This window comes from Arthrobacter sp. YN, assembly GCF_002224285.1.
In the GTDB taxonomy this organism is placed as follows: domain Bacteria; phylum Actinomycetota; class Actinomycetes; order Actinomycetales; family Micrococcaceae; genus Arthrobacter.
In genome coordinates this window covers 820,032-839,122 of record NZ_CP022436.1, presented here as the reverse complement: position 1 = coordinate 839,122, position 19,091 = coordinate 820,032, and the positions used below count along the sequence as shown (strand labels likewise).

Here is a 19,091-nt window from a genome sequence, read left to right as displayed (position 1 = left end):
CCTCACCTACCCGGCCCAGGCCTTCCTCAGTTCCTCCCAGTGCTGGTCCTCCATGAGGCTGGCAGGTGTCACGGACACCGAAGTGGCCCCGCCGAGCGCCGCCTCCCGCAAAGCCGTACCGAACTCTCCCGCCGATATCCGGCCCTCATTGGACCAAAGTCCCACCGACAAGGACATTCGGGAGCCCGCGCGGCGGTTCATGGATTCAGCCAATTCCCGGGTCTTCGGGGACCGTTCGCCGTTGAGCCCCACGTACTCCCACACGTGAAGCCGGTCCACCTGCTTGAGTAGGAGATCGTAGTCATGTCCGCTGTCCGCCCGATCCCCGGACGGGGAATCGCGCGGCGAGCGCACGTCCATGTCCAGATTGACACCATAAGGTTCGACGGCGGCACTCACCTTGCGCACGATGTCCGCCATAGCTTCGCTGCGCCACGTATGGATTCGTGGGTCTGACGTATCGATGGTTCCGTCACCGTTTCGGGGCCAGTCCGTGGAGCCGGTGGTGACTTTGAAGTCCTTGAGATCGTTGCCGCCGAAAGTGAAGTCGTCGAACATGAGCTCTGTGAGGTTCACTGCCGAGGGCCTGTACTTCTTGGCGACAGCAGCGGCGAGGGAAGCCAGCCGGGTACCGGCCGCGCCGTGCCTCAATGACCACACACCCGCAAAGGAATCGGATGCCGCCCCGTCAACGTTCCTCCCGGCAAGGGCAGGATCTTCCTTCAGCGCGCGGTCCAATAAGACGTCGATGGTCAGGATGACATCGCGCTTGCTTCCGTCATCCGCAGTCTCCAGCGCCGTGATGGACTCTGCCACGAAGTCCCGTCCTGACTGGGAAACCTCACTGGACTCCGCCCCGGATTGGTCCGGCCACGGGAAAGCTGTCCAATCGGTGCGTCCAACGGAGATGGACACCGCCGTGGCATTCACTGAGTCCAAACGTTCTGAGAGTTTCGCAAGGTAGCCGGGCTCACTGTTCACCACGTCCTCAAAGCCCAGGTTGACCATGCGGTCCGCAGGCTTGGGAAGTGGTTCCCCGGCGCACGAGGCCATCGTCAGGGTCGAGGCCAGCAGGGCGCCTGCGATCGCTGAGGCTGCGCGGTTCACGCGCCCACCTCTTTCGGGACTTTGGCCTCGGCAGCAATCACGCTGATGACACCGGTGCGTTGCAACTTGTTCCATTTGGCCGGTGTGCCACGGATCTCCTTGCCGATTGCGCTGGCCAACGCCAGTCCAACGAACACCGAATAGAAGGGCCATAACGGCAGGGTCCAAAGGAATCGCAGATCCCGCCATGACCGGTTAAGACCAATGGAAAAACACACCAAGGCCAGAGACACGAAAAGGCCCAACCAGCCAAGAATCGCGAAGACCTGGCCCGGCACCGGACCTTCACCGGCAATGTAGAGAAAGGGCAGGACCGCCAAGATGGCAAGTTGCAGCACGGGTATCACCACCATGGTGATGGCGTTGAACACCAGGAACATGCCAAACAGCCCGTAACGCCGCCGCCCGAGCATCCCGACGTGCATCCGGAGTGTTTGCAGCAGCCCGCGCGACCACCGCACGCGCTGGCGCCACAGTCCTCCAATGGTGGAGGGCGACTCAGCGTAGACCAAGGCGCTGGGCTGGAAGCGAACCCGGTAGCCGGCCTTGTAGACCCTCCACGTCAGTTCGAGGTCTTCACCAAGAGTGTCCTCGTGGAATCCACCCACTTGCCTCACGAGTTCGCTCCGGAAGGCGCCGATGTTCCCGGAAACTATGGGCAGGCAGTGCAACAAGGAAAGGGCCCTGCGGACCAGACCTGTGCCAACGTGGCTCAGGACGGCAAGCATCATGGTTTGAACACGGTTCAGGTTCACGGGCCGGTCATCGCCGCATACTGCTCCCACTTTTGGATGGTCGAAACCTTCCAGCATGTTCATGAGTGTGTCCGGGGCAAAGATCCCGTCCGCGTCAACAAACATCAGGATGTCGCCGTGCGCTGCGGCGATTCCATAGTTGAGGGCGGCCCCCTTCCCGGCGTTCGTCTGCGACAGGAAGCGCACCCTGTCATACTGCTCCGCCAGTCCCGCCATAATGCGTGCGGTGGAATCGGTGGAGCCGTCATCTACCAGAATGACCTCAAGCCGCAGATACCTGCTCGCCAGGATCGACTCGACGCATTTAGTGATGACCACGGCTTCGTTGTAGCCGGGGACGATTACAGACACCAACGGCCGCTGGCTGAGAACCGAGTAGCGATGCTTTGGAGGTTTGGAGCGGTGGAACCAGTTGAAGTACAAGGCCAGTGGAACGTAGGCGATCTTGACCGCTCCGAAACCCAGGATCACCAAGCCGCCACACTGGACGAACGCCATGGCCGCGTCAACCAAACTCACACAGTCCGTCCCATCATTGGCCCGCTGACATAACTCCGCAGGACCCGTTCCAGGAGTTCCGGGGCGTAGGCACTGTTGGCGCCAAACCTGGCGTTGACCTCCAGAACCACCGGAGTTCCGTCCCACATGCGGCGGACGTCCACGTCGACGGGACCAGCCAGGCCCAGTGCGGCGGAGGCTGCTTCCGCTATCCGGGCGATGTCGGGCGCCTCCGGCGTATCCACTCTCCTGACCGAGAGCGCGTTGCCGACGCGACCATGTTTAAGCTCTGTCTTTTCCAGCACCACCACAAGATCGTCCTGCTCGGACTCCTGCCAGGGCCGAAATACCACAGGCGCATACTCGGCGCCCGGCGCAAAGCGCTGCACGATCCAGGAATCGTCCAATGAGGACCATATGCGCGCGGCGTTCCTTCCGCCGTCGGCAGCCCTTTCCAGGACCTGGACTCCGCGTCCACCGCGCGACACCCGGGGCTTGACCACCAAGGATCCGCCAAAACGGGCCATTGCCTCATTGATTGAGCTGAAATCCCCCGGCAACGCGAAATCCGGAACACCTACATTGGCGTTGGCAAGACACTTCATGGTGAGGTATTTGTCATTCGCGATCCGGACGGGTGTGGGGTCCGCGATCAGGATCTCGACTCCCGGAGCGAAATCATCCCTGGCCTCCGCCACCATCACCAGCTCGTCGCTGACGGTTGGCACCACCAGTTCTATCTCATAAGTGGCTACGAGTCCGCGAAGTTCCCATAAGTAGCCGGGTGCACTTGAGGGTGACACCACGGACACTGCGTCCGCCGCCGAAGCGTGGACCTGTTTCATATCGACGCCCAGAACCCAATGTCCTTGGTCCACCAATTGACGTGCCAGGGAATCTCCTGCCGGCCCGCCAACACCCGTCACCAGCACGCGTACCATCAGAACTCCCCTACCGCGGAGCCGAGCAATCGAACAGGTTCAAAACCTTCTGCATAGGTGGTCTTGACCTGTGAGCCCCGGAAGGCCGCGAGACTGCGGACCCTTTCAGCGCTCATGTACGGCTTGCCCTTTTGATTCCGGTGCATGCCCACGGCATGGATTTTCACGTCCACATACCCGGCGATGTCCACAAAAACGCTGGGATCGAACTGCCGGGTGGATGACGGACTCTCAAAGCACAGAATGGAGGAGTGCCGCCGCGCCGCCCGCATAGTGGCACTATGGACCGCTTGGTGGTCCTGGTGGTAGTCATTGCGGGAATGCGTGATGACAACGTCCGGACGGAAGTCCTCAATGGCTTCCTCGATCGCTTTCACCATCTCCTGCCCATGCTCGGACAAGTTGGTGTCTTGGAAGTGGTGGACCTGCACTGCAGTGGCGCCCATGAAGTCCGAGCCTGCAGCAGCCTCCGTTACCCGGACACGGCTGTCTCCGCCCTTGCTTCCGGCACTCATCACCATGGTCCTGACGTCATGGCCGGCGTCGGACAACTTGGCCAGCGTGGCACCACAGGCCAATTCCAGATCATCAGGGTGCGCACCGATGGCGAGCACCCTTCTAGGCTGGGCAGCCACCCTATAGCGGATCCGAAACGCCGGAGCAACAAGGCACGCAACGATCAGCCCTGCGCCTGCAAACACAACCACGGTATTCAGCCAGGACGGATGCGTGCGTCCGATTGCACACCCCGCGAGGGCCAGCAGCAGCAAACTTCCCAAACCGGCCAACGTCCAACGGAGCCTGTTCGGTGAACTGAACTTCCGCGCGAACCAGTTCCGGCCAGCTGGAACCAAAGCCCAGACAGCCACCAGAATCCCCAACAAACCAGCAACGGCGAACAGCGTTGCTTCCATAATGCCCCCATAATGCGTAGCGAATTAGCACGGTTCCCATCTCCGGAGACCGCCGTAGAAGTAGTGGGCAGGGAAGGAGATTCGTGACGCTGCCTATGAATCCGTTTAATAGCGGTACTCAAACTCTCCCGTGACCAGGCCGCTCCCGCTCAGTGAGTACCTCAGTACGCCGTCGGTCTTATGGCGCTTGGATTGCACAGTCACATGGAAGTGCAGATCGCTGCGCCGGACTGAATCCGTGTTGCACGTAACTTCAGTGCCACCCGCCATGGAACACGACCATCCTTCTGGTGCCTCGATGGAGCTCTCCACGATCCGTGAATCCCTGCCCACCGCAAACACCGCCGTACCTGCGCCCAAGGGCCGGGTGCCTGAGGCACTGAAGTCGACTTCCATGGCAGTGCCGCGGAAGTAGCCCTCAGAGGTGCGCTTGGCAGTACCGGAGACCTGTGCCCGTCCAGATTGCGAGGGCACCGTAGAGGGAACTGGTGCAGGCGTGGTGGGAGTGGGCGTCGGAACCGGAACGGGATCCGGCTCCGGAACTGGTGGCGGCACGGGCTCCGTTGACGGCTCCGGCACTGACACCGAAGGGGTGGTCTCCACCGGCGCCGGCTGGACCAAGACCGACGGGGCAGGGTCCGGTGTATCGGTTCGGGACGCTGAAGGTGTAACCAGCGCTGGGCCCTTGTCCAACGGAGGGGCGCCGGTTTCGACGGCGCGCTCTTCCATGTAAGCGTCAGGGGTCAGTTGGTCCACTATTCCCACTGCTCCCAAGACCAGCCCCACGCCTGCCGCTGCAATGACAGCCATCACGACGGGTTTCGCAAGGGTCGGAACGACCATCACCGCTTTTGCCGGCGCCATCCCGCCAAGAATTCCCAGCCCACCCCCTTTTGCCGCCCACGCAGCCACTGGGATACCCGTCACCAGCGGAAGAAGTACCCCCCTCATGCTGTTCTCGACATCCTTCAGTTCTGCAAGGGCTGCCGTGCATTTGGAGCAGCCGTTCAGATGCTCGCGAACTTTGCGCTCCGTTGCACTGGAAAGTCCGCCCCGGAGGTAGTTACCTAGTTTCGTGACGAACGCGGCACACCCGTCATCAGGCTGGTCTGCGATATGGAATTGAAGGTAATGCCGCCTGAGCCCCTCACGTGCCCGGAGCGCCAGTGCAGAAACCGCGTTGGCGGACAGCCCAAGAATGGGAGCGACGGCCGCCGGCTTCATGCGCTCAACGTCCAGGTACCACAGCACAGCCTGCCAACGTTCCGGCAGGGCACGGAATGCTTTGGCCACGGTTTGTGACTCGAAGGCGCTGACTGCTGTATCGGAATCTGCCAGAGTTTGGTCCAGGACAGATTCGTCACTGCTTGGCAGGACCTTGCCGGCTTTTCGATTCCGTTGGTGGGACAGCCGGGTTACCGTGGACAACAAGTACGCCCGGAAGAAGGTATCCGGCCCTTTCCCTGCCACCAGGCTTTGCAGCACGGACTGGAACGCCTCAGCAACAACGTCCTCGGCATCGCTCGGATTGTCCACGTTGCGCTTGGCTACGGCAGAGGCGATGGAAACGTGGCGCTCGTAGAGCCCGTCGAATGCGGACATCTCGCCGGCACGGACCATCCCAATGAGGTGTCCGTCGCTATCGACGTCGACGTCCACTTGACTGTCCACTTGTGACCTTCGTGCCATCTAAGGCACCCCCAACCCGTAAATAATCCTGCCCATATCTATTGAGTGGGGGTAGGCGGCCAGACGTGACGCGGTTTATACACTGTCTTTAGCAACGATTTTTGCCGTCCGCTTCGTCACGAAACGGCTTCTCCGCACACTCTTCGGATATGACATCGTTCCGGACAAAATCATTCGCAGAGTGCACGTTCTCGCGGCACCTTTTGCTGCGTAGATGGCAGACCACCAGTTACCAGACCGGCTGGCGCTTCCATGCTGACTGGTTCCTGCCCGAAGTCCGGACCGTCGTCACCTCACTGGCGGCCAGCGCATCCGTTCCGGCACCTGCAGCAAAATCGCTCGGCGCCGCGCGGGCCAGGAATGGCGTGGGCATCGGTGAGACCATGACGGATTTCCGGGCACTCTTTTCAGCCGCGGAGAAGACCCTGGACGTCGATGCCCTGCAGTCCGTAGCGGAAGGCTGGGCCGAGGTTGCGGAAACGGCGCCGCCGATCTCGTGCACGGATGTCTACACGGGACTGGCTACGCAAGCACACTTCCAGCGGCGGATCCATGAAGTCTCCTCACTGGGGACCGGGCCCGATTGCCCGGGCGCGCATGCCATGGCCATCATCTCCATCGCCGGGCCTCGAGACAGCCGGAGCCATTGCTGGACCCTGTTGGCCCGGTTGGGAGAAGCCGTCAAAGGGCAACTGCATGGCACCGGCGCGATGGCCATGTACCAAAACTCCGCCGTGCATGTGCTGTTCCCTTTCAGTGAAAGCAACCTGTGCCGGCTGGTCGAGTGCAAAGCCGCACTGGAAGCTTTGGGGGATGGCGCCCTGGGCCCAGCTCGGCTGCGGTTCTACCCGTTGTCTTCCGCTGGTGCAGCGGTGGCCGCCGCAACGGCAACAGCAGCTCAGGAATGATCCTGCGAAACAAAATAGGCCGGCTCCCGAATGACGCCGTCACGAACCAGCATGGCCCAACACTCATCTATTGACGGAGCATCTCACCACGGATTCTAAGGACCATCCAGCACATGAAAAATCAGATCCATCTAAAAACCGCGTCATTGGTGGCCGCCCTTCTGGCGGTTGTCATGGCCGTCCTGGGGCTGGGCATGTCTGCTTTGCCCGCCAACGCTGCAGAGCTGACGGACGCGGAAGTCACCTTGAGGACGGAATCAGTAGTTTCCAGTCAGTGGGACCAAGTGGATTTGACGTGTGAATGGTCCGTGCCGGACAACTCCCGGCCAGGTGACACCTTCAGCATCCAGCTGCCCCCGCAACTGCGGTGGTTTGGAGTCACAAAATTCGATCTGCAAAATCCTGACGGCGAAACAGTGGCCACCGCAATGGCGAACGACTCAGGTCTGGTGGTATTCACGCTGACGGACTTTGTGGCAGACCAGCCCCTCAATGTCGGCGGAACGTGTTCCTTCAGCACCCAATACTCGGTTGATCCCGGTGACAGCGAAGTTGAACAACTAAGCTTCAATGTCGGCTCCACAGTGCTGCGCGTCCCAGTGGTTGTTCAGCCCTGCACATCGGAGTGCGGTCCGTCCCTCCCGACAGAAGCAGGCAAGGCCATGTGGTGGGTTGACCCCGCCCAGACTGTCCTTGAATCGATCTTCTACATGCCTCCGATGGCTGCGAAGACCAACGATGTGGTGGTTACCGATACTCCGGCTGCTGGCATGGAGATCGACTGCAGCCGGGTCACACCCCGCGTTGGACGCGTGTTGAACGACGACGGGAACATCACCGAGCCTTATGCAAACGAGCAGTACCCTGCAACCCTCGACTGCACTCCGCAGAAACTCACGGCGAGCTGGACTGGCCTTCCCGAAGGCCTTCATGTGGAGCTCTACGTTGTGACCCAGGTGACTGATGCTGCATTGGACGTCTACGAGAACAGCGGAACTGTCACAATCTCGGGGCAGGAAACACCTGTGGCGGCCCTAACCCGCCGGAGCAGCGGAAGTGGCACTGGCAACGGCACGCCCATGCCGACCGCAACTCCGTCGGCAACACCCACACCAAGCCCAAGCACCGCCACCCCCACGGCAACACCAACGCAGACGGCGACCGCAACGCCGTCGGCAACACCCACACGTAGCCCAAGCACCTCCACCCCCACGGCAACACCAACGCAGACAGCAACGCCGTCGGCAACGGCAACACCCACACCAAACCCAAGCACCACCACTCCCACGGCCACATCCATGCCCACTGAAACGGATGAGCCGATTGTCGTGACCACAGACCCCCTGCTGGTTGTTGCGCCTACGGAGAACCCGTCGGAGCCTGCTGCAGAGGAGCCTAAGGAGCCGCTGGCAAACACGGGAACGCAGGGTGCTGCATTCGTCTTCATAGCGGCCGCGCTCCTGGCCGTCGGATCGTTGCTCGCCTTCGCGGGATCACGCTGGTCCGGCCGCAGGTCGCACTAACAAGGCCCGCGGAGGGCCGGATCGACTGATGGGCGGGGCACATGATGTCCGGCCCATCAGCCGGTTCTTCAATCTCGGCTCGCGCTGGCATGGGTTGGGGGCCAGCGCGAGCCGGTCCAATCCAGCTGCGCCCCCGGCGTCGACTCGAGTTCAGGGAATGCCCACGCCCGGCGCATAGTTGAGGAGAGTGCAATCACGCCACGTGACGCGAAGACAAGCCGAGGAGACACATGAGCTCGCCCACCACAGCAACCGATGCCCAGCTGGCCCGTTGGGAGCGGTTTCGCGCGGGCCGACATTCGGCGCTGGCAACCGAGCACGGCTGGCTGACCCTGACCTCGTTCCAGTGGCTGGAGTCGGACCCGGCCGAGGTCGAACTCGCCCCCGGTCTGTGGTCAACTGACGGTTCTACCGCTTTTCTTTCGGCGAGCGCAGCGGACGGCCTCACGTTCGTCCAGACCGGCGAGCCCGTGGAAGGGACAGTCAGCGCAGTCCTGCAGGATGAAGAGTCACTGATGTGGGTCCAGTACGGTGGCGTCGACGGTAAACAAGTGGTGGTGGAACTTGCCATGCGTGCGGACAAGTACGCCATCCGCACCCGGGACAACAGTTCTCCCGTTCTCACGGAGTTCAACGGCGTTCCCAGCTACGACTACAACCCCGAGTGGGTCATCCAAGGACATTTCGAAGCGTACGAGGAGCCTCGTGATGTTCCCATCGGAACAGCCAATCCTTTGGTGGACGGGGTTCATCGCTCAGTGGGAGAAGTCGTTTTCCGGGTACAGGGCGTCCCCCATGAAATCCGGCTCCACGCGGAGGAAGAGAAACTGGGCGCCCTCAACGTGACCTTCCACGATGAGACCAACGGCGCTACCACGGACGAGTGGCGAAAAGTCTTCATTCCTCGCCCCCGCCCGGACGGGTCCGTTGTGATCGACTTCAACCGCAGCATCAACTACCCCAGCGCCTTCACCCCGTACGGCACATGCCCCATGCCGGTGCGGGGCAATTCGATCGATGTACGGGTGGAAGCCGGCGAGAAACTCCCCCGAGACTAAATGACGGACCGCCAAGCCCACCCGGACTAGGTGATTGCTGAAACCCCCGTCACTGCGCGGCCAACGATCAACGAATTGATCTCGTAGGAGCCCTCATAGGTGTAAATGGCTTCAGCGTCGGCGAAGATTTTGGCGATCCGGTAGTCGGTGACAATTCCGTTTCCGCCGAGAATTGACCGGCCCAGAGCCACTGTCTCCCGCATCCGGGCGCTGCAGTAGGCCTTGGCGAGGGCCACCTGGGCCATGTCGGCGCCGCCGTGGCGAACGCCTTGCGCATCCGTGGAGATGTCTTCCTGCAGCTGGGCGATCCTCACCATCATTCCCATGCTGGCTACCGCGTTTCCCAGCATGTCCACAAGGTGCTGCTGGATGAGTTGGAATTTGGCGAGCGGCTTTCCAAACTGCATGCGCTCGACGGCGTACTGCCGGGCAACGTCGAACGCCGCCAGTTGCTGGCCTACAGCTTGCCAGGCAACCATGATCCGGGAGCCCCGCAGGAGATGGTTGGTGTCTGAGAAGCTGCTGATCCCGGCGAAGCGATCCGATTCGGCGACTTCTACGTCCACGAACCGGATGTCGGCGTTCTGCACCGTCCGCAGCGCGATCTTGTTTTCAATGCGGCTGCGGGTGATGCCAGGCAGGGAAGCGTCAACGATGAACGCGCGGATGGCTCCGCCGGCTTCGTCTTTGGCCCACACCAGCATGTAGTCGCAGAACGTCCCGTTGCCAATCCAGCGTTTGGCGCCGTTGACCACCCAGTAGTCACCGCCGTCGGAAGCTGCCCGCTGGACCCTGCGCGCTGTAGTCTCCATGCCACCGGCTACATCGGACCCATGGTTCGGCTCGGTGAGCGCGAAGGCGCCGGTAGTGCGCAGGTTGGAGGCGTCGTCGAGGTAACGGTCCTGTTGTGAGTCGCTCCCGAAGTCGTACAGCGACTCAACGAAGAGATCATGATGGACCATGAAGAACGTGGCGATCGAGGTATCCACCCGGGTCATCTCGGCGATCACCAGGCCGGCGAACAGGTGCGTGTACCCCCGCTGGGCCGGTGCACTGAGCCGCAGCGCCGCGAGCTTGGGCAGGATGTGTTCCGGGAACTCGGCCTTTTCCCACCACTGCCCGGCGTAAGGGGCGATTTCCGAGGCAAGGAAGGCCCGGAGTTCGTTAAGTTTCCGCTGTTCCTGGACGCTGAGCAGTGACTCGAAGTCGAAGAAGTCCGCGGTGGGCAGCCCCGCCACCGCGGTGGGCAGCCCCGCCACCGAGGAAGCCATTGCGCCCGCGGAGCCGGCAGGCACCGCCCCGGGAGTTGGGGAATCCGCGCCGCCGCTGTAGTCGCCCATCATTTGATTCCCATGCGGATGGCGCCGTCCAGCCGGATGGTTTCACCGTTCAGCATGGCGTTCTCCACGATGTGCGCGGCCAATTGTGCGTATTCGGCCGCACGGCCCAGCCGCGCTGGATGCGGGACCTGCTGGCCCAGGGAGTCCTGTGCCGCTTGCGGAAGACCGGCCATCATGGGTGTTTCAAAGATGCCGGGCGCAATGGTGGCCACCCTGATCAGAGAACGTGCGAGCTCGCGTGCCAAGGGCAGGGTCATGGCCGCCACGGCACCCTTCGAGGCAGCATAAGCAGGCTGTCCGATCTGGCCTTCGAACGCTGCCACGGATGCGGTGTTGATGATGACGCCGCGCTCGGGTCCGCCCAGTTCGGTGGAAACCGGTTCCGTTTCCACCATGGCCGCGGCGGCGAGCCGGATCACGTTGAAGGTTCCCACGAGGTTGATTTGGATAACTTTGTTGAACGTTTCCAGGGGCAGCACGCCGTCGCGTCCCAGCACCTTGCCGGGCGTGGCAATGCCGGCGCAGTTAACGACGATCCGCAGCGGGCCAAGGGCGGTTGCAGCGTCGACGGCGGCCTGAACCTGCGTTTCATTGGTGACGTCCGCGGGGACAAAAACAGCCCTCGGACCAGAACCTGCACCCAAGGTGTTCAGTTCTGCGGCGTACGTATCCCCTGCCGACTGCGGCAGGTCCACCAGGACCACCGACGCTCCGGCCTCGAACAACCGCCGTGCGGTAGCGGCCCCCAGCCCTGATGCCCCACCGGTAATCAGCGCGACCGTGCCCTTGATGTCCATTCATCCTCCTTGATGCAGACCCAAAATCCGTTAATGCATGTTAACTGGAATTGTGATCCGGCGCACCCTCGGTAGGCTGGGGCCATGCCCGCCGACGCTTTCGCTGCCGACCAGCCGCTCCCCCTCACAGACCCGAACGAGTGGGCACTGCGCGCCAACCAGGCCGCCCGATCTGTGACGCGGACCTTCGGCCGGCGCCTGCTTTTCCTTCCCGGCACGCACATCGGGGCGGTCAGCCTTCCCGCCACCACTCTCCGCAGCTTCTTTGGTCCCTGGCATTACTGGTGGCAGGCGCACTATGTCGATTGCCTGGTGGACGCCGGCCGCCGTGAGCTGGCCACTACAACAAAGTTCGACGGCGTCTCCCGCCCCAGTGCGGGCAGGCTCGCTTCGCGGCTGGTCACCACCATCCGGTTGCGGAACCTCCTGAGGTTCGAGAACCACTTCTACGACGACATGGCGTGGCTCGCCCTCGCTACGCACCGGCTGGAGAAGCTGGCGGAGGAAACCAGGAAACCGGGTCGTCGGCGCAATGCTTACGTCCGCAAGAAGCTGACCCTGCAGTTCCACTCGGCCTCCACAGACGATCTGGGCGGCGGAACGTTTTGGAGCACCCAGCGGGACTTCAAGAACACTCCTGCCACAGCTCCCGTAGCGCTCTACTTTGCGCGGACTGGGCACAGGGAACGGGCGCAGTCGCTGGTGACGTGGCTCAACAGCAGGCTCTTCGACCCGCAAAGGGGTGTCTACTTGGATGGACTTCGCATCCGCAATGGCGAGACCGTCCTCGAGGAGGCCGTCTACACCTACAACCAAGGTCCCATCCTTGGTGCCTTGCTGGAACTTGGTGGCCAGGAGAACCTGGACCGTGCTGCGCGGCTGGTTGAGTCGGTGTCCCGCGAACTGACGGTCCCCGGAACACGTGTCATCCATGGTGACGGCACCGGCGACGGCGGACTTTTCACCGGCATCCTGGTCCGCTACCTCGCACTCGCCGCGCGGGACCAACGGCTACCCGCAACGACTCGGGACACTGCCCGGGCCTTGGTGCACGCTACGGCCGGGGCGTTCTGGCTGACGCGCCGTGAGGCGCCGGAACCAGGGCGCTCAAAAGCCCCCACCGAAGCCCCGGCGCTCATATTCTCCCCCAATCCCCTGCGGCCGGCGGCCGAGACGTATCCGGTGGGTGCCGCCGTCGAACTGTCCACGCAACTTCAAGCCTGGATGACGCTGGAAGCTGCCGCCACGCTCTAACCGCCGCTGGCAGCCGGGCGCTTCTTCTGCGGATACGGCGTTTCGTGCCGGGCGAGCATTTCCACGAACCCGGCAATCTTGCGGGCCCGGGTCTCTGCACGTTTCACCCCGTTGGTGCGGTGGATCAACGCGAAGCGGTTTTGGGAGGTCAGGACCTCGAACATCGCCTGCGCTTCCGGCACCGCGGCGATCGCGGCAGCCAGATCGTCAGGGACCACGGAGTCCGCGGGACCTGCATAGGCAGCTTCCCAGCGGCCATCAGCCTTGGCGGCTTCGACGGCGGCACGTCCGGCATCGGTCATCCTGCCTTCGGATTCCAGCCGGGCAATGTGGCCCACGTTCCGGGCTGACCAGATGCTTTTGCGGCCCCGCGGCGTCATGCGCTGCATGTAGCTTTCGTCGTCGCGGCTCTTCGCTTGACCGTCGATCCAGCCGAAGCACAGTGCTTCATCCAGGGCGGCGTCGTAGTCCAGCTCCGTGACCGTGCCGCCTTTCTTGTGCAGGATCAACCACACCCCCGGGCTCTCGGCAGCGTGCGCCGAGAGCCAGTCGCGCCACGCGGCGCCGTCTTTGAGAAGGAGTTCCGGAAGCTCAATGGGCATGAGCCTATTCTGCTGTGAAACGGGCCGCACCAGGCAAGGCCACGCGGCATAGGCTGGGAAGTGACTACCCAGCCCAGGAGGACCAATGCTGCGAGCCCGCCCCACCCACTACACGTCCCGGCCCGATCAGTGGTCCACGCTCCTCCAAGCGCTGGGGCTGGTGAAGACCGTGGACGACGACGGCTGGTGGGAGTTCGACGCCGGTTCGGGTCGCCTCGCGGTGGGCTTCGTGGAGCACGGCCATCCATTGGACGGCTCCACGATCTTCGGTGTGGAGGTGGGCAACCTGGCGGAATTTGCGCGCCGCACCGAAGAAGACGGCACCCAGGCAGAGTGGAACGAAACCCAGGACGGACCCACCGTGCGGATCTCTGCCGAGGACGGTTTTGAGTTCTTCGCGTTCCCTGCCACGAGGGCAGCGGATGGCACCTGGGCCACGTCCACGGAGGCCGACCCAGCGCTGGCCGTAGTGGGCAACTGGATCAGTCCCTTCGTGGGCCTTGCGGCCAACGATCTGCGGAACATCGGCGCCCGGCCGCGCACGGAGGACGACGAATCAGCCACGTTCACAACCAAAAATGGCGGCATCCTGCGGGCGATCCACGGCGCGGACAGCGCCAACGGTGATCTCTCCTTCGAGTACGACGGCGGCCTGGAGCCGTTGTTGCACCGGCTCACCGAAGCGAAAATCGAAGCCAGGATCAGCGAGGACGTGCTGTACGTCGCCAACCCGGATGCTGCGGGCGGCGCAGCGCCGGCGTCGATCGTGATCGAACAATCACCATCGCAGCAGGCGCCGGCGAGCCCAAGCAGCTAGTCCTTGGCAGCTGCCCTGCGGAAGCGCCGGTTGATCGCATCCGTAGGAGAAAATCCTCGCCCACATAACATCCGGGAAGCCACACGAGTCGATTCCAGCCGTCCAATACCGCCGAGAGCGTAACCTCGCAGCCACCGGAACGCCTCCAAGGAAGTTCGGCTGGGGATGGGGTAGAACTTAACCATGAGCGTACGTACACCCGACCCGTATCCAGGCTGGCTTTCAGATGAAGACCTCTTCGAAGCCCGCGGCCGACTTCCCATGGTCTACGTGGAGGCTGTTCCGGTCAGGCTGGATCCGCTTGGGTATGTGAATGAGGTTGGCACGCTCCTGCAGGGCGACGCCGACGGCAACATGGTCCGCTACCTCGTCTCCGGCCGCGTCCTCTACCGCGAGACCATCCGCGCAGCTCTCCTGCGTCACATGGAGAAGGACCTCGGTCCCTTGGCTTTCCCGCAGCTCCCCATCAGCCCGGTCCCCTTCACCGTGGCCGAATACTTCCCGGCCCCCTCCCAAACCGGCTTTACGGATGACCGCCAGCATGCGGTCTCGCTGGCCTACGTCATCCCGGTGACCGGCGAATGCGAACCACGCCAGGACGCACTGGAACTCACCTGGATGACGCCGCAAGAGGTGCTCAGCGAGAACGTCCAGCAGGAATTCGACGGCGGACGCGGGAACCTCGTGCGCCAGGCGCTGGCTTTTTCGGGCATCGTTCTCTAGCGGGTCCCCGCACCTGCACCAGCCGCCCTTTGTAGACTGGACGGCGGACCCCAAGAGAACCAAAGGACTTCCGATGACTCACAGCCCAGCCACACAGCAGTACAGAGAGAAGCAGGCTGGGGACCTGCGGCCCGGAGATTTTGTCTATCCACCCGGCGACGGGCCAGCCGCTGAAATCGCCGGCATCGAGGTGCAGAACGACGATTACGGCGTTGCCGCGTTGCTGCTGGTGACCATGGTCGACGGCGGCACGGTGCGGATCACTGTCGGGTCCAGTGTCCCTGTGGGGGACGCAGTTGGTGCAGGCGTGGATGCGGACAGCGACGCCGGGACGGCGGGCGCGGGCACCCCGAGTCCACTACGCCGGATTCCAGCATTCCGGGCTCTGGTGCAGCCGACTCCAGCACCCCCGACTCCAGCACCCCGGACTCCAGCACCTCCGCAGAAGGAGGCCCCGACGCCTCCCCCGAGTCCGCCGTCGTCGTTCCTCCCCGCCCGGAAACGCCACCCACGTACACCAGCCCCAGCGCCGAAGAGTTGGCCCTGATCCCCGAACCGGATGGCACCCCGGAGGCCGTGGTGAGCGCAGCCGCGGCCAACCACAAGGGCAAGAACGGCGTCCAGGTCCTGGCGGATCGCCTGACGAAGGGCATCAACACCAAATCAGGCAGCTGCCTCCGGGATCTCAGCAACCTGGCGTTCGACCTCTGCATTGTGCTGCGCGATCCGGACCATGCCCTGGCCGTTGCGGACCTGCTCAACGTGCTGCCCTTTGACGGCAACCTGGACCGCTGGGCGTCCATTGAGCGGGCGCTGGCATTGTCCAGTTTCATCTGCCGCGAAGCCGGACAAAGTGATCGTGCTGCGGTTTACGAGAAACTGCTGCGGGCACCCGAGTCCCAGGAAGAAGACCCGTTCAAGGCCCGGATTAACGCCCGGGTCCGGCAGCGCTCGCTCAACGAACCCAACCTGTACGACAAGGAAATCTTCCGCGCGATCGACAACGGCAACCACGAGGCCGAACGCGATTGGCGGTTCCTCCGACTTGAAGCGCTTATGTTCCTGCGCGCCCACGGCGGCTCCAAGACCATCGGCGAAGACGAGTTGGCCCGGCGGATCAGCAACGAACTCGAAGCAGTGCGGGCATAAATTTCCGGACGCGCCGCTTCTGGGTATTTCAAGACCTGTTATGCGGGCGCGAACGGCGGTAGATTCGGGGCCATGACGAACAATCTGAGCGTTGTGATTAATGCCGACGCGCAGCAGGTTTGGACAATGCTGCGTGAACCGTCGCTGGTGGCCCAATGGCACGGCTGGGAAGCCGACGATCTCTCCGACGAAATCAAACAGATCTACTTCAACACCGATGTTGTGGAGGGGCCCGATCACACCAGCCTGACCGTCAACGGCGGCGATGTCTTTGAGCTCCACCCCGTCTCTGGCGGGACGGAAGTGCGGGTCACCCGGGCGGCCCTCGACCACGATTCCGAGTGGGCTGAATGGGACGAAGACATCACCCAGGGTTGGCTCACGTTCCTGCATCAACTGCGCTTCGCCTTGGAACGGCACCCGCATGGGCACCGCAGGACGCACTTCATTTCGCTTCCGGGCAAGGGCGGACCGGCGATTGAAAAGCTGGGACTCGGGGATTTGCCGCCCGTTGGGGAGGAGTACTCGCTCACGCTTTCCACAGGCGAGAAGATCTCCGGAAAGGTTTGGTTCAAGAGCCGGCACCAAGTGGGGCTCACCGTCCACAGCTACGCAGAGCACGGGGACGGGCTCCTGATCGTCGCGGAGCAGCTGCCAATTCCGGAGAAAAGGCCCGACGGCGGCTCCATGGTGATTGCCTCCACCTACGATCTGGGGGCCCACACCTTGGCAGACATCCGCTCATCGTGGGACAACTGGAAGGCTGAGAGCTACGGGTCGTAGGGCCCGTTCCGCAGGTTATCCGCTGCAAAGCTGGCACACTTGGTAGCGTGCCAGCTTCCGTTTCTGCTTCTGCGTCTGTGTCTTCCTCTACTCCCGGCCAGCCTGACTTGCCAGGGTTGTCCGCCCGGCAGTCCGAGTTCTCCTTTTCGGTGGGCCAGCGCCTGACTGAAACGTGCTCGCCGTCGGACGCCCAAGTGGATGCCAACGGCGGCGCTTTCCTGGGCCGCACCGGAACCATCACCACACCGCACGGAACTATCCAGACGCCCGCGTTCATCGCCGTGGGGACCAAAGCAACAGTGAAGGCCGTGCTGCCCGAGTCCATCGCCGACCTCGGTGCGCAGGCTGTGCTGGCCAACGCGTACCACCTCTACCTGCAGCCGGGTCCGGAGATCCTGGATGCCGCCGGCGGGCTGGGCGCGTTCATGAACTGGTCGGGGCCGACCTTCACCGACTCCGGTGGATTCCAGGTGATGAGCCTGGGCTCTGGGTTCAAGAAGGTGATCGACATGAAGAACGTCGACTCGTCCGGACCCGACGACGCCGTAGCACCGGGCAAGGAACGGCTGGCGCACATTGATGATGACGGCGTCTGGTTCAAATCGCACCTCAACGGGGACCGGCACCGCTTCTCCCCTGAGATCTCCATGCAGGTCCAGCACCAGATCGGCGCGGACATCATGTTCGCCTTCGACGAGCTCACCACGCTGCAGAACTCGCGGGCGTACCAGGAGGAGTCGCTGGAGCGAACCCGGCTGTGGGCGCTACGGTGTTTGGAGGAACACGCGTCGTTGACCTCTTCCCGCGTGGGCAAGCCCTATCAAGCCTTGTTCGGCGTGATCCAGGGTGCGCAGTATGAGGACCTGCGGCGCAAGGCGTGCCAGGATCTCGGTGCCATGCCCTTTGATGGGTATGGGATCGGCGGGGCGCTGGAGAAGGAAAACCTGGGCACGATTGTGCGCTGGTGCAACGAGGAATTGCCCGAGAACAAGCCGCGGCACCTCCTGGGCATCTCCGAGCCGGACGACATCTTCACGGCAATCGAGAACGGCGCCGACACGTTCGATTGCGTCTCCCCCACCCGCGTGGCCCGAAATTCGGCGTTCTACACACCGTTCGGCCGGTTCAACCTGTCCGGGGCCCGCTATAAAACCGATTTCGGGCCGTTGCAGGACGGCTGCGACTGCTACACGTGCGTGAACTACTCGCGCGCGTACATCCACCACCTGTTCAAGGCCAAGGAAATGCTCTCGGCAACGCTCATCTCCATCCACAACGAGCGCTTCGTGGTGAAGATGGTGGACGACGCCCGCTTGGCCATCGAATCCGGAGACTTCTTTGAGTTCAAGGCGGAGACCCTCGGCCGGTACTACTCCTAGTTGCTTCTCGCGTCGAGATCGCCGGAAGCGTGCGTGGGCGTGCGGAAACTTCCGGCGAACTCACACGGTTCCGGCGAACTCGGCCCGAGCCTAGGCTGCCGTTACCCCATAGCTTGGCTCGCGCTTCTTGATCCACCCGACAACCAGCACAGTAACCGGGACGAACAGGAACTCCACGGCCGTCTTGTAGACGAAGCCAACCAGGGCGTAGTTCAGGAACGAGCCGAAGTCCGTGATGCCGATGACCGATGCGGCGATGCTGCAGAAGATCAGTGTGTCCACGAATTCGCCCACCACGGACGAGCCCATCAGGCGTGCCCACAGGGACTTCTCGCCGGTGCGGGCCTTCATCTTCACCAGGATCCAGGAGTTGATGGTCTGTCCGGCAAGGAAGGCAAGGAGCGATCCAAGGACGATCAGCGGCACGGGTCCGAGGGCGCCTTCGAGGGCTGCTTGCTTGCCGATGCTGTACTCGTCATTGAAACCGGGCAGCACGATGATGATCCAGTAGCAAAGAGAGGCAAAGACCGAGAGGGCAAACGAGGTGATGATGGCCTTGCGCGCCACCTTGAAGCCGTACACCTCGCTCATCACGTCGCCCAGGATGTAGGCGATGGGGAACAGGAAGAACCCGCCGTCAGTCAGGATTGGCCCGAGCGCGACGCCCTTGGAAGCGCCGATGTTGGACAGGATCAGCACCACGGCCATGATGGCCAGCATGATGCCGAAATACGGGGAGCCTATTGAAGCAAAGCGTGGGGCGGGCTTGCTCAAGGTACTGGAGCCTGAGGGCGAGGGCATGGGTCATCCATTTCGTAGTGGTTCGCGCAGGCTCCTTCGTTCAGGGCGCCCCG

17 protein-coding genes and 1 pseudogene are annotated in these 19,091 nt (G+C 62.8%); 9 read left to right on the top strand and 9 right to left on the bottom strand.

The features are described from left to right. Positions 1–6 precede the first annotated feature (6 nt). The 5 genes from CGK93_RS03970 to CGK93_RS03950 all read right to left on the bottom strand — a co-directional run bounded on the left by CGK93_RS03970 (position 7) and on the right by CGK93_RS03950 (position 5,886). Positions 7–1,107 carry a hypothetical protein gene (locus CGK93_RS03970; protein ID WP_232481538.1) on the bottom strand — a complete coding sequence of 367 codons (1,101 nt, stop codon included), beginning with the start codon at positions 1,105–1,107 and terminating at the stop codon, positions 7–9. Further along, positions 1,104–2,381 carry a glycosyltransferase gene (locus tag CGK93_RS03965; protein WP_232481537.1) on the bottom strand — a complete coding sequence of 426 codons (1,278 nt, stop codon included), beginning with the start codon at positions 2,379–2,381 and terminating at the stop codon, positions 1,104–1,106. The genes CGK93_RS03970 and CGK93_RS03965 overlap by 4 nt, the downstream gene beginning before the upstream one ends. Next, positions 2,378–3,301: an ATP-grasp domain-containing protein gene (locus tag CGK93_RS03960; protein ID WP_089593696.1), complete on the bottom strand. Its 924-nt coding sequence runs from the start codon at positions 3,299–3,301 to the stop codon at positions 2,378–2,380. The genes CGK93_RS03965 and CGK93_RS03960 overlap by 4 nt, the downstream gene beginning before the upstream one ends. Next, positions 3,301–4,215 carry a PIG-L deacetylase family protein gene (locus CGK93_RS03955; protein ID WP_089593695.1) on the bottom strand — a complete coding sequence of 305 codons (915 nt, stop codon included), beginning with the start codon at positions 4,213–4,215 and terminating at the stop codon, positions 3,301–3,303. The genes CGK93_RS03960 and CGK93_RS03955 overlap by 1 nt, the downstream gene beginning before the upstream one ends. A 105-nt stretch (positions 4,216–4,320) precedes the next feature. Further along, positions 4,321–5,886: a sigma-70 family RNA polymerase sigma factor gene (locus CGK93_RS03950; protein ID WP_232481536.1), complete on the bottom strand. Its 1,566-nt coding sequence runs from the start codon at positions 5,884–5,886 to the stop codon at positions 4,321–4,323. A 167-nt stretch (positions 5,887–6,053) separates the two neighbouring features. Here CGK93_RS03950 and CGK93_RS03945 point away from each other — a divergent pair, with 167 nt between their 5' ends. The 3 genes from CGK93_RS03945 (at position 6,054) to CGK93_RS03930 (ending at position 9,393) form a co-directional block, all read left to right on the top strand. Further along, the gene (locus CGK93_RS03945) at positions 6,054–6,812 is read left to right on the top strand and encodes a hypothetical protein (RefSeq protein ID WP_089593694.1); all 759 of its coding nucleotides are present in this window, start codon (positions 6,054–6,056) and stop codon (positions 6,810–6,812) included. Between the two features lie 113 nt (positions 6,813–6,925). Further along, complete coding sequence (locus CGK93_RS23435; RefSeq protein WP_157731593.1) at positions 6,926–8,335, top strand: Ig-like domain-containing protein; 1,410 nt, start codon at positions 6,926–6,928, stop codon at positions 8,333–8,335. 230 nt (positions 8,336–8,565) lie between these two features. Beyond that, positions 8,566–9,393, top strand: a complete 828-nt coding sequence (locus CGK93_RS03930) for a DUF1684 domain-containing protein (protein WP_089593692.1) — start codon at positions 8,566–8,568, stop codon at positions 9,391–9,393. 26 nt (positions 9,394–9,419) lie between these two features. On the opposite strand, the gene CGK93_RS03925 is transcribed toward CGK93_RS03930, so the two are convergent. Both CGK93_RS03925 and CGK93_RS03920 read right to left on the bottom strand, forming a co-directional pair. Further along, positions 9,420–10,664: an acyl-CoA dehydrogenase family protein gene (locus CGK93_RS03925; RefSeq protein WP_089597169.1), complete on the bottom strand. Its 1,245-nt coding sequence runs from the start codon at positions 10,662–10,664 to the stop codon at positions 9,420–9,422. Positions 10,665–10,732: 68 nt separating this feature from the next. Then, positions 10,733–11,530, bottom strand: a complete 798-nt coding sequence (locus CGK93_RS03920; protein ID WP_089593691.1) for an SDR family NAD(P)-dependent oxidoreductase — start codon at positions 11,528–11,530, stop codon at positions 10,733–10,735. Between the two features lie 84 nt (positions 11,531–11,614). Here CGK93_RS03920 and CGK93_RS03915 point away from each other — a divergent pair, with 84 nt between their 5' ends. Next, complete coding sequence (locus CGK93_RS03915) at positions 11,615–12,784, top strand: glycoside hydrolase family 76 protein (protein WP_089593690.1); 1,170 nt, start codon at positions 11,615–11,617, stop codon at positions 12,782–12,784. On the opposite strand, the gene CGK93_RS03910 is transcribed toward CGK93_RS03915, so the two are convergent. Next, entirely contained in the window at positions 12,781–13,386 is a 606-nt protein-coding gene (locus CGK93_RS03910; RefSeq protein ID WP_089593689.1) for a YdeI/OmpD-associated family protein, read from the bottom strand. The two genes, CGK93_RS03915 and CGK93_RS03910, sit on opposite strands and share 4 nt — an antisense overlap. Before the next feature lie 85 nt (positions 13,387–13,471). Here CGK93_RS03910 and CGK93_RS03905 point away from each other — a divergent pair, with 85 nt between their 5' ends. The 5 genes and pseudogenes from CGK93_RS03905 to tgt all read left to right on the top strand — a co-directional run bounded on the left by CGK93_RS03905 (position 13,472) and on the right by tgt (position 18,237). Beyond that, on the top strand, positions 13,472–14,203 hold the full coding sequence (locus tag CGK93_RS03905; RefSeq protein WP_089593688.1) for a hypothetical protein: 732 nt from the start codon (positions 13,472–13,474) through the stop codon (positions 14,201–14,203). 183 nt (positions 14,204–14,386) lie between these two features. Further along, on the top strand, positions 14,387–14,926 hold the full coding sequence (locus CGK93_RS03900; protein WP_024819523.1) for an NUDIX hydrolase family protein: 540 nt from the start codon (positions 14,387–14,389) through the stop codon (positions 14,924–14,926). Positions 14,927–14,999: 73 nt separating this feature from the next. Next, a pseudogene (locus CGK93_RS23970) lies at positions 15,000–16,075 on the top strand (DUF6707 family protein). A 72-nt stretch (positions 16,076–16,147) separates the two neighbouring features. Then, on the top strand, positions 16,148–16,858 hold the full coding sequence (locus CGK93_RS03890; RefSeq protein ID WP_089593687.1) for an SRPBCC family protein: 711 nt from the start codon (positions 16,148–16,150) through the stop codon (positions 16,856–16,858). Between the two features lie 47 nt (positions 16,859–16,905). Further along, positions 16,906–18,237 (top strand): tRNA guanosine(34) transglycosylase Tgt, encoded by a 1,332-nt coding sequence (gene tgt, locus CGK93_RS03885; RefSeq protein ID WP_442857014.1) that lies wholly within the window; start codon positions 16,906–16,908, stop codon positions 18,235–18,237. Between the two features lie 90 nt (positions 18,238–18,327). On the opposite strand, the gene CGK93_RS03880 is transcribed toward tgt, so the two are convergent. Continuing rightward, positions 18,328–19,038 carry a queuosine precursor transporter gene (locus CGK93_RS03880; RefSeq protein WP_089593686.1) on the bottom strand — a complete coding sequence of 237 codons (711 nt, stop codon included), beginning with the start codon at positions 19,036–19,038 and terminating at the stop codon, positions 18,328–18,330. Between the last annotated feature and the right edge of the window lie 53 nt (positions 19,039–19,091).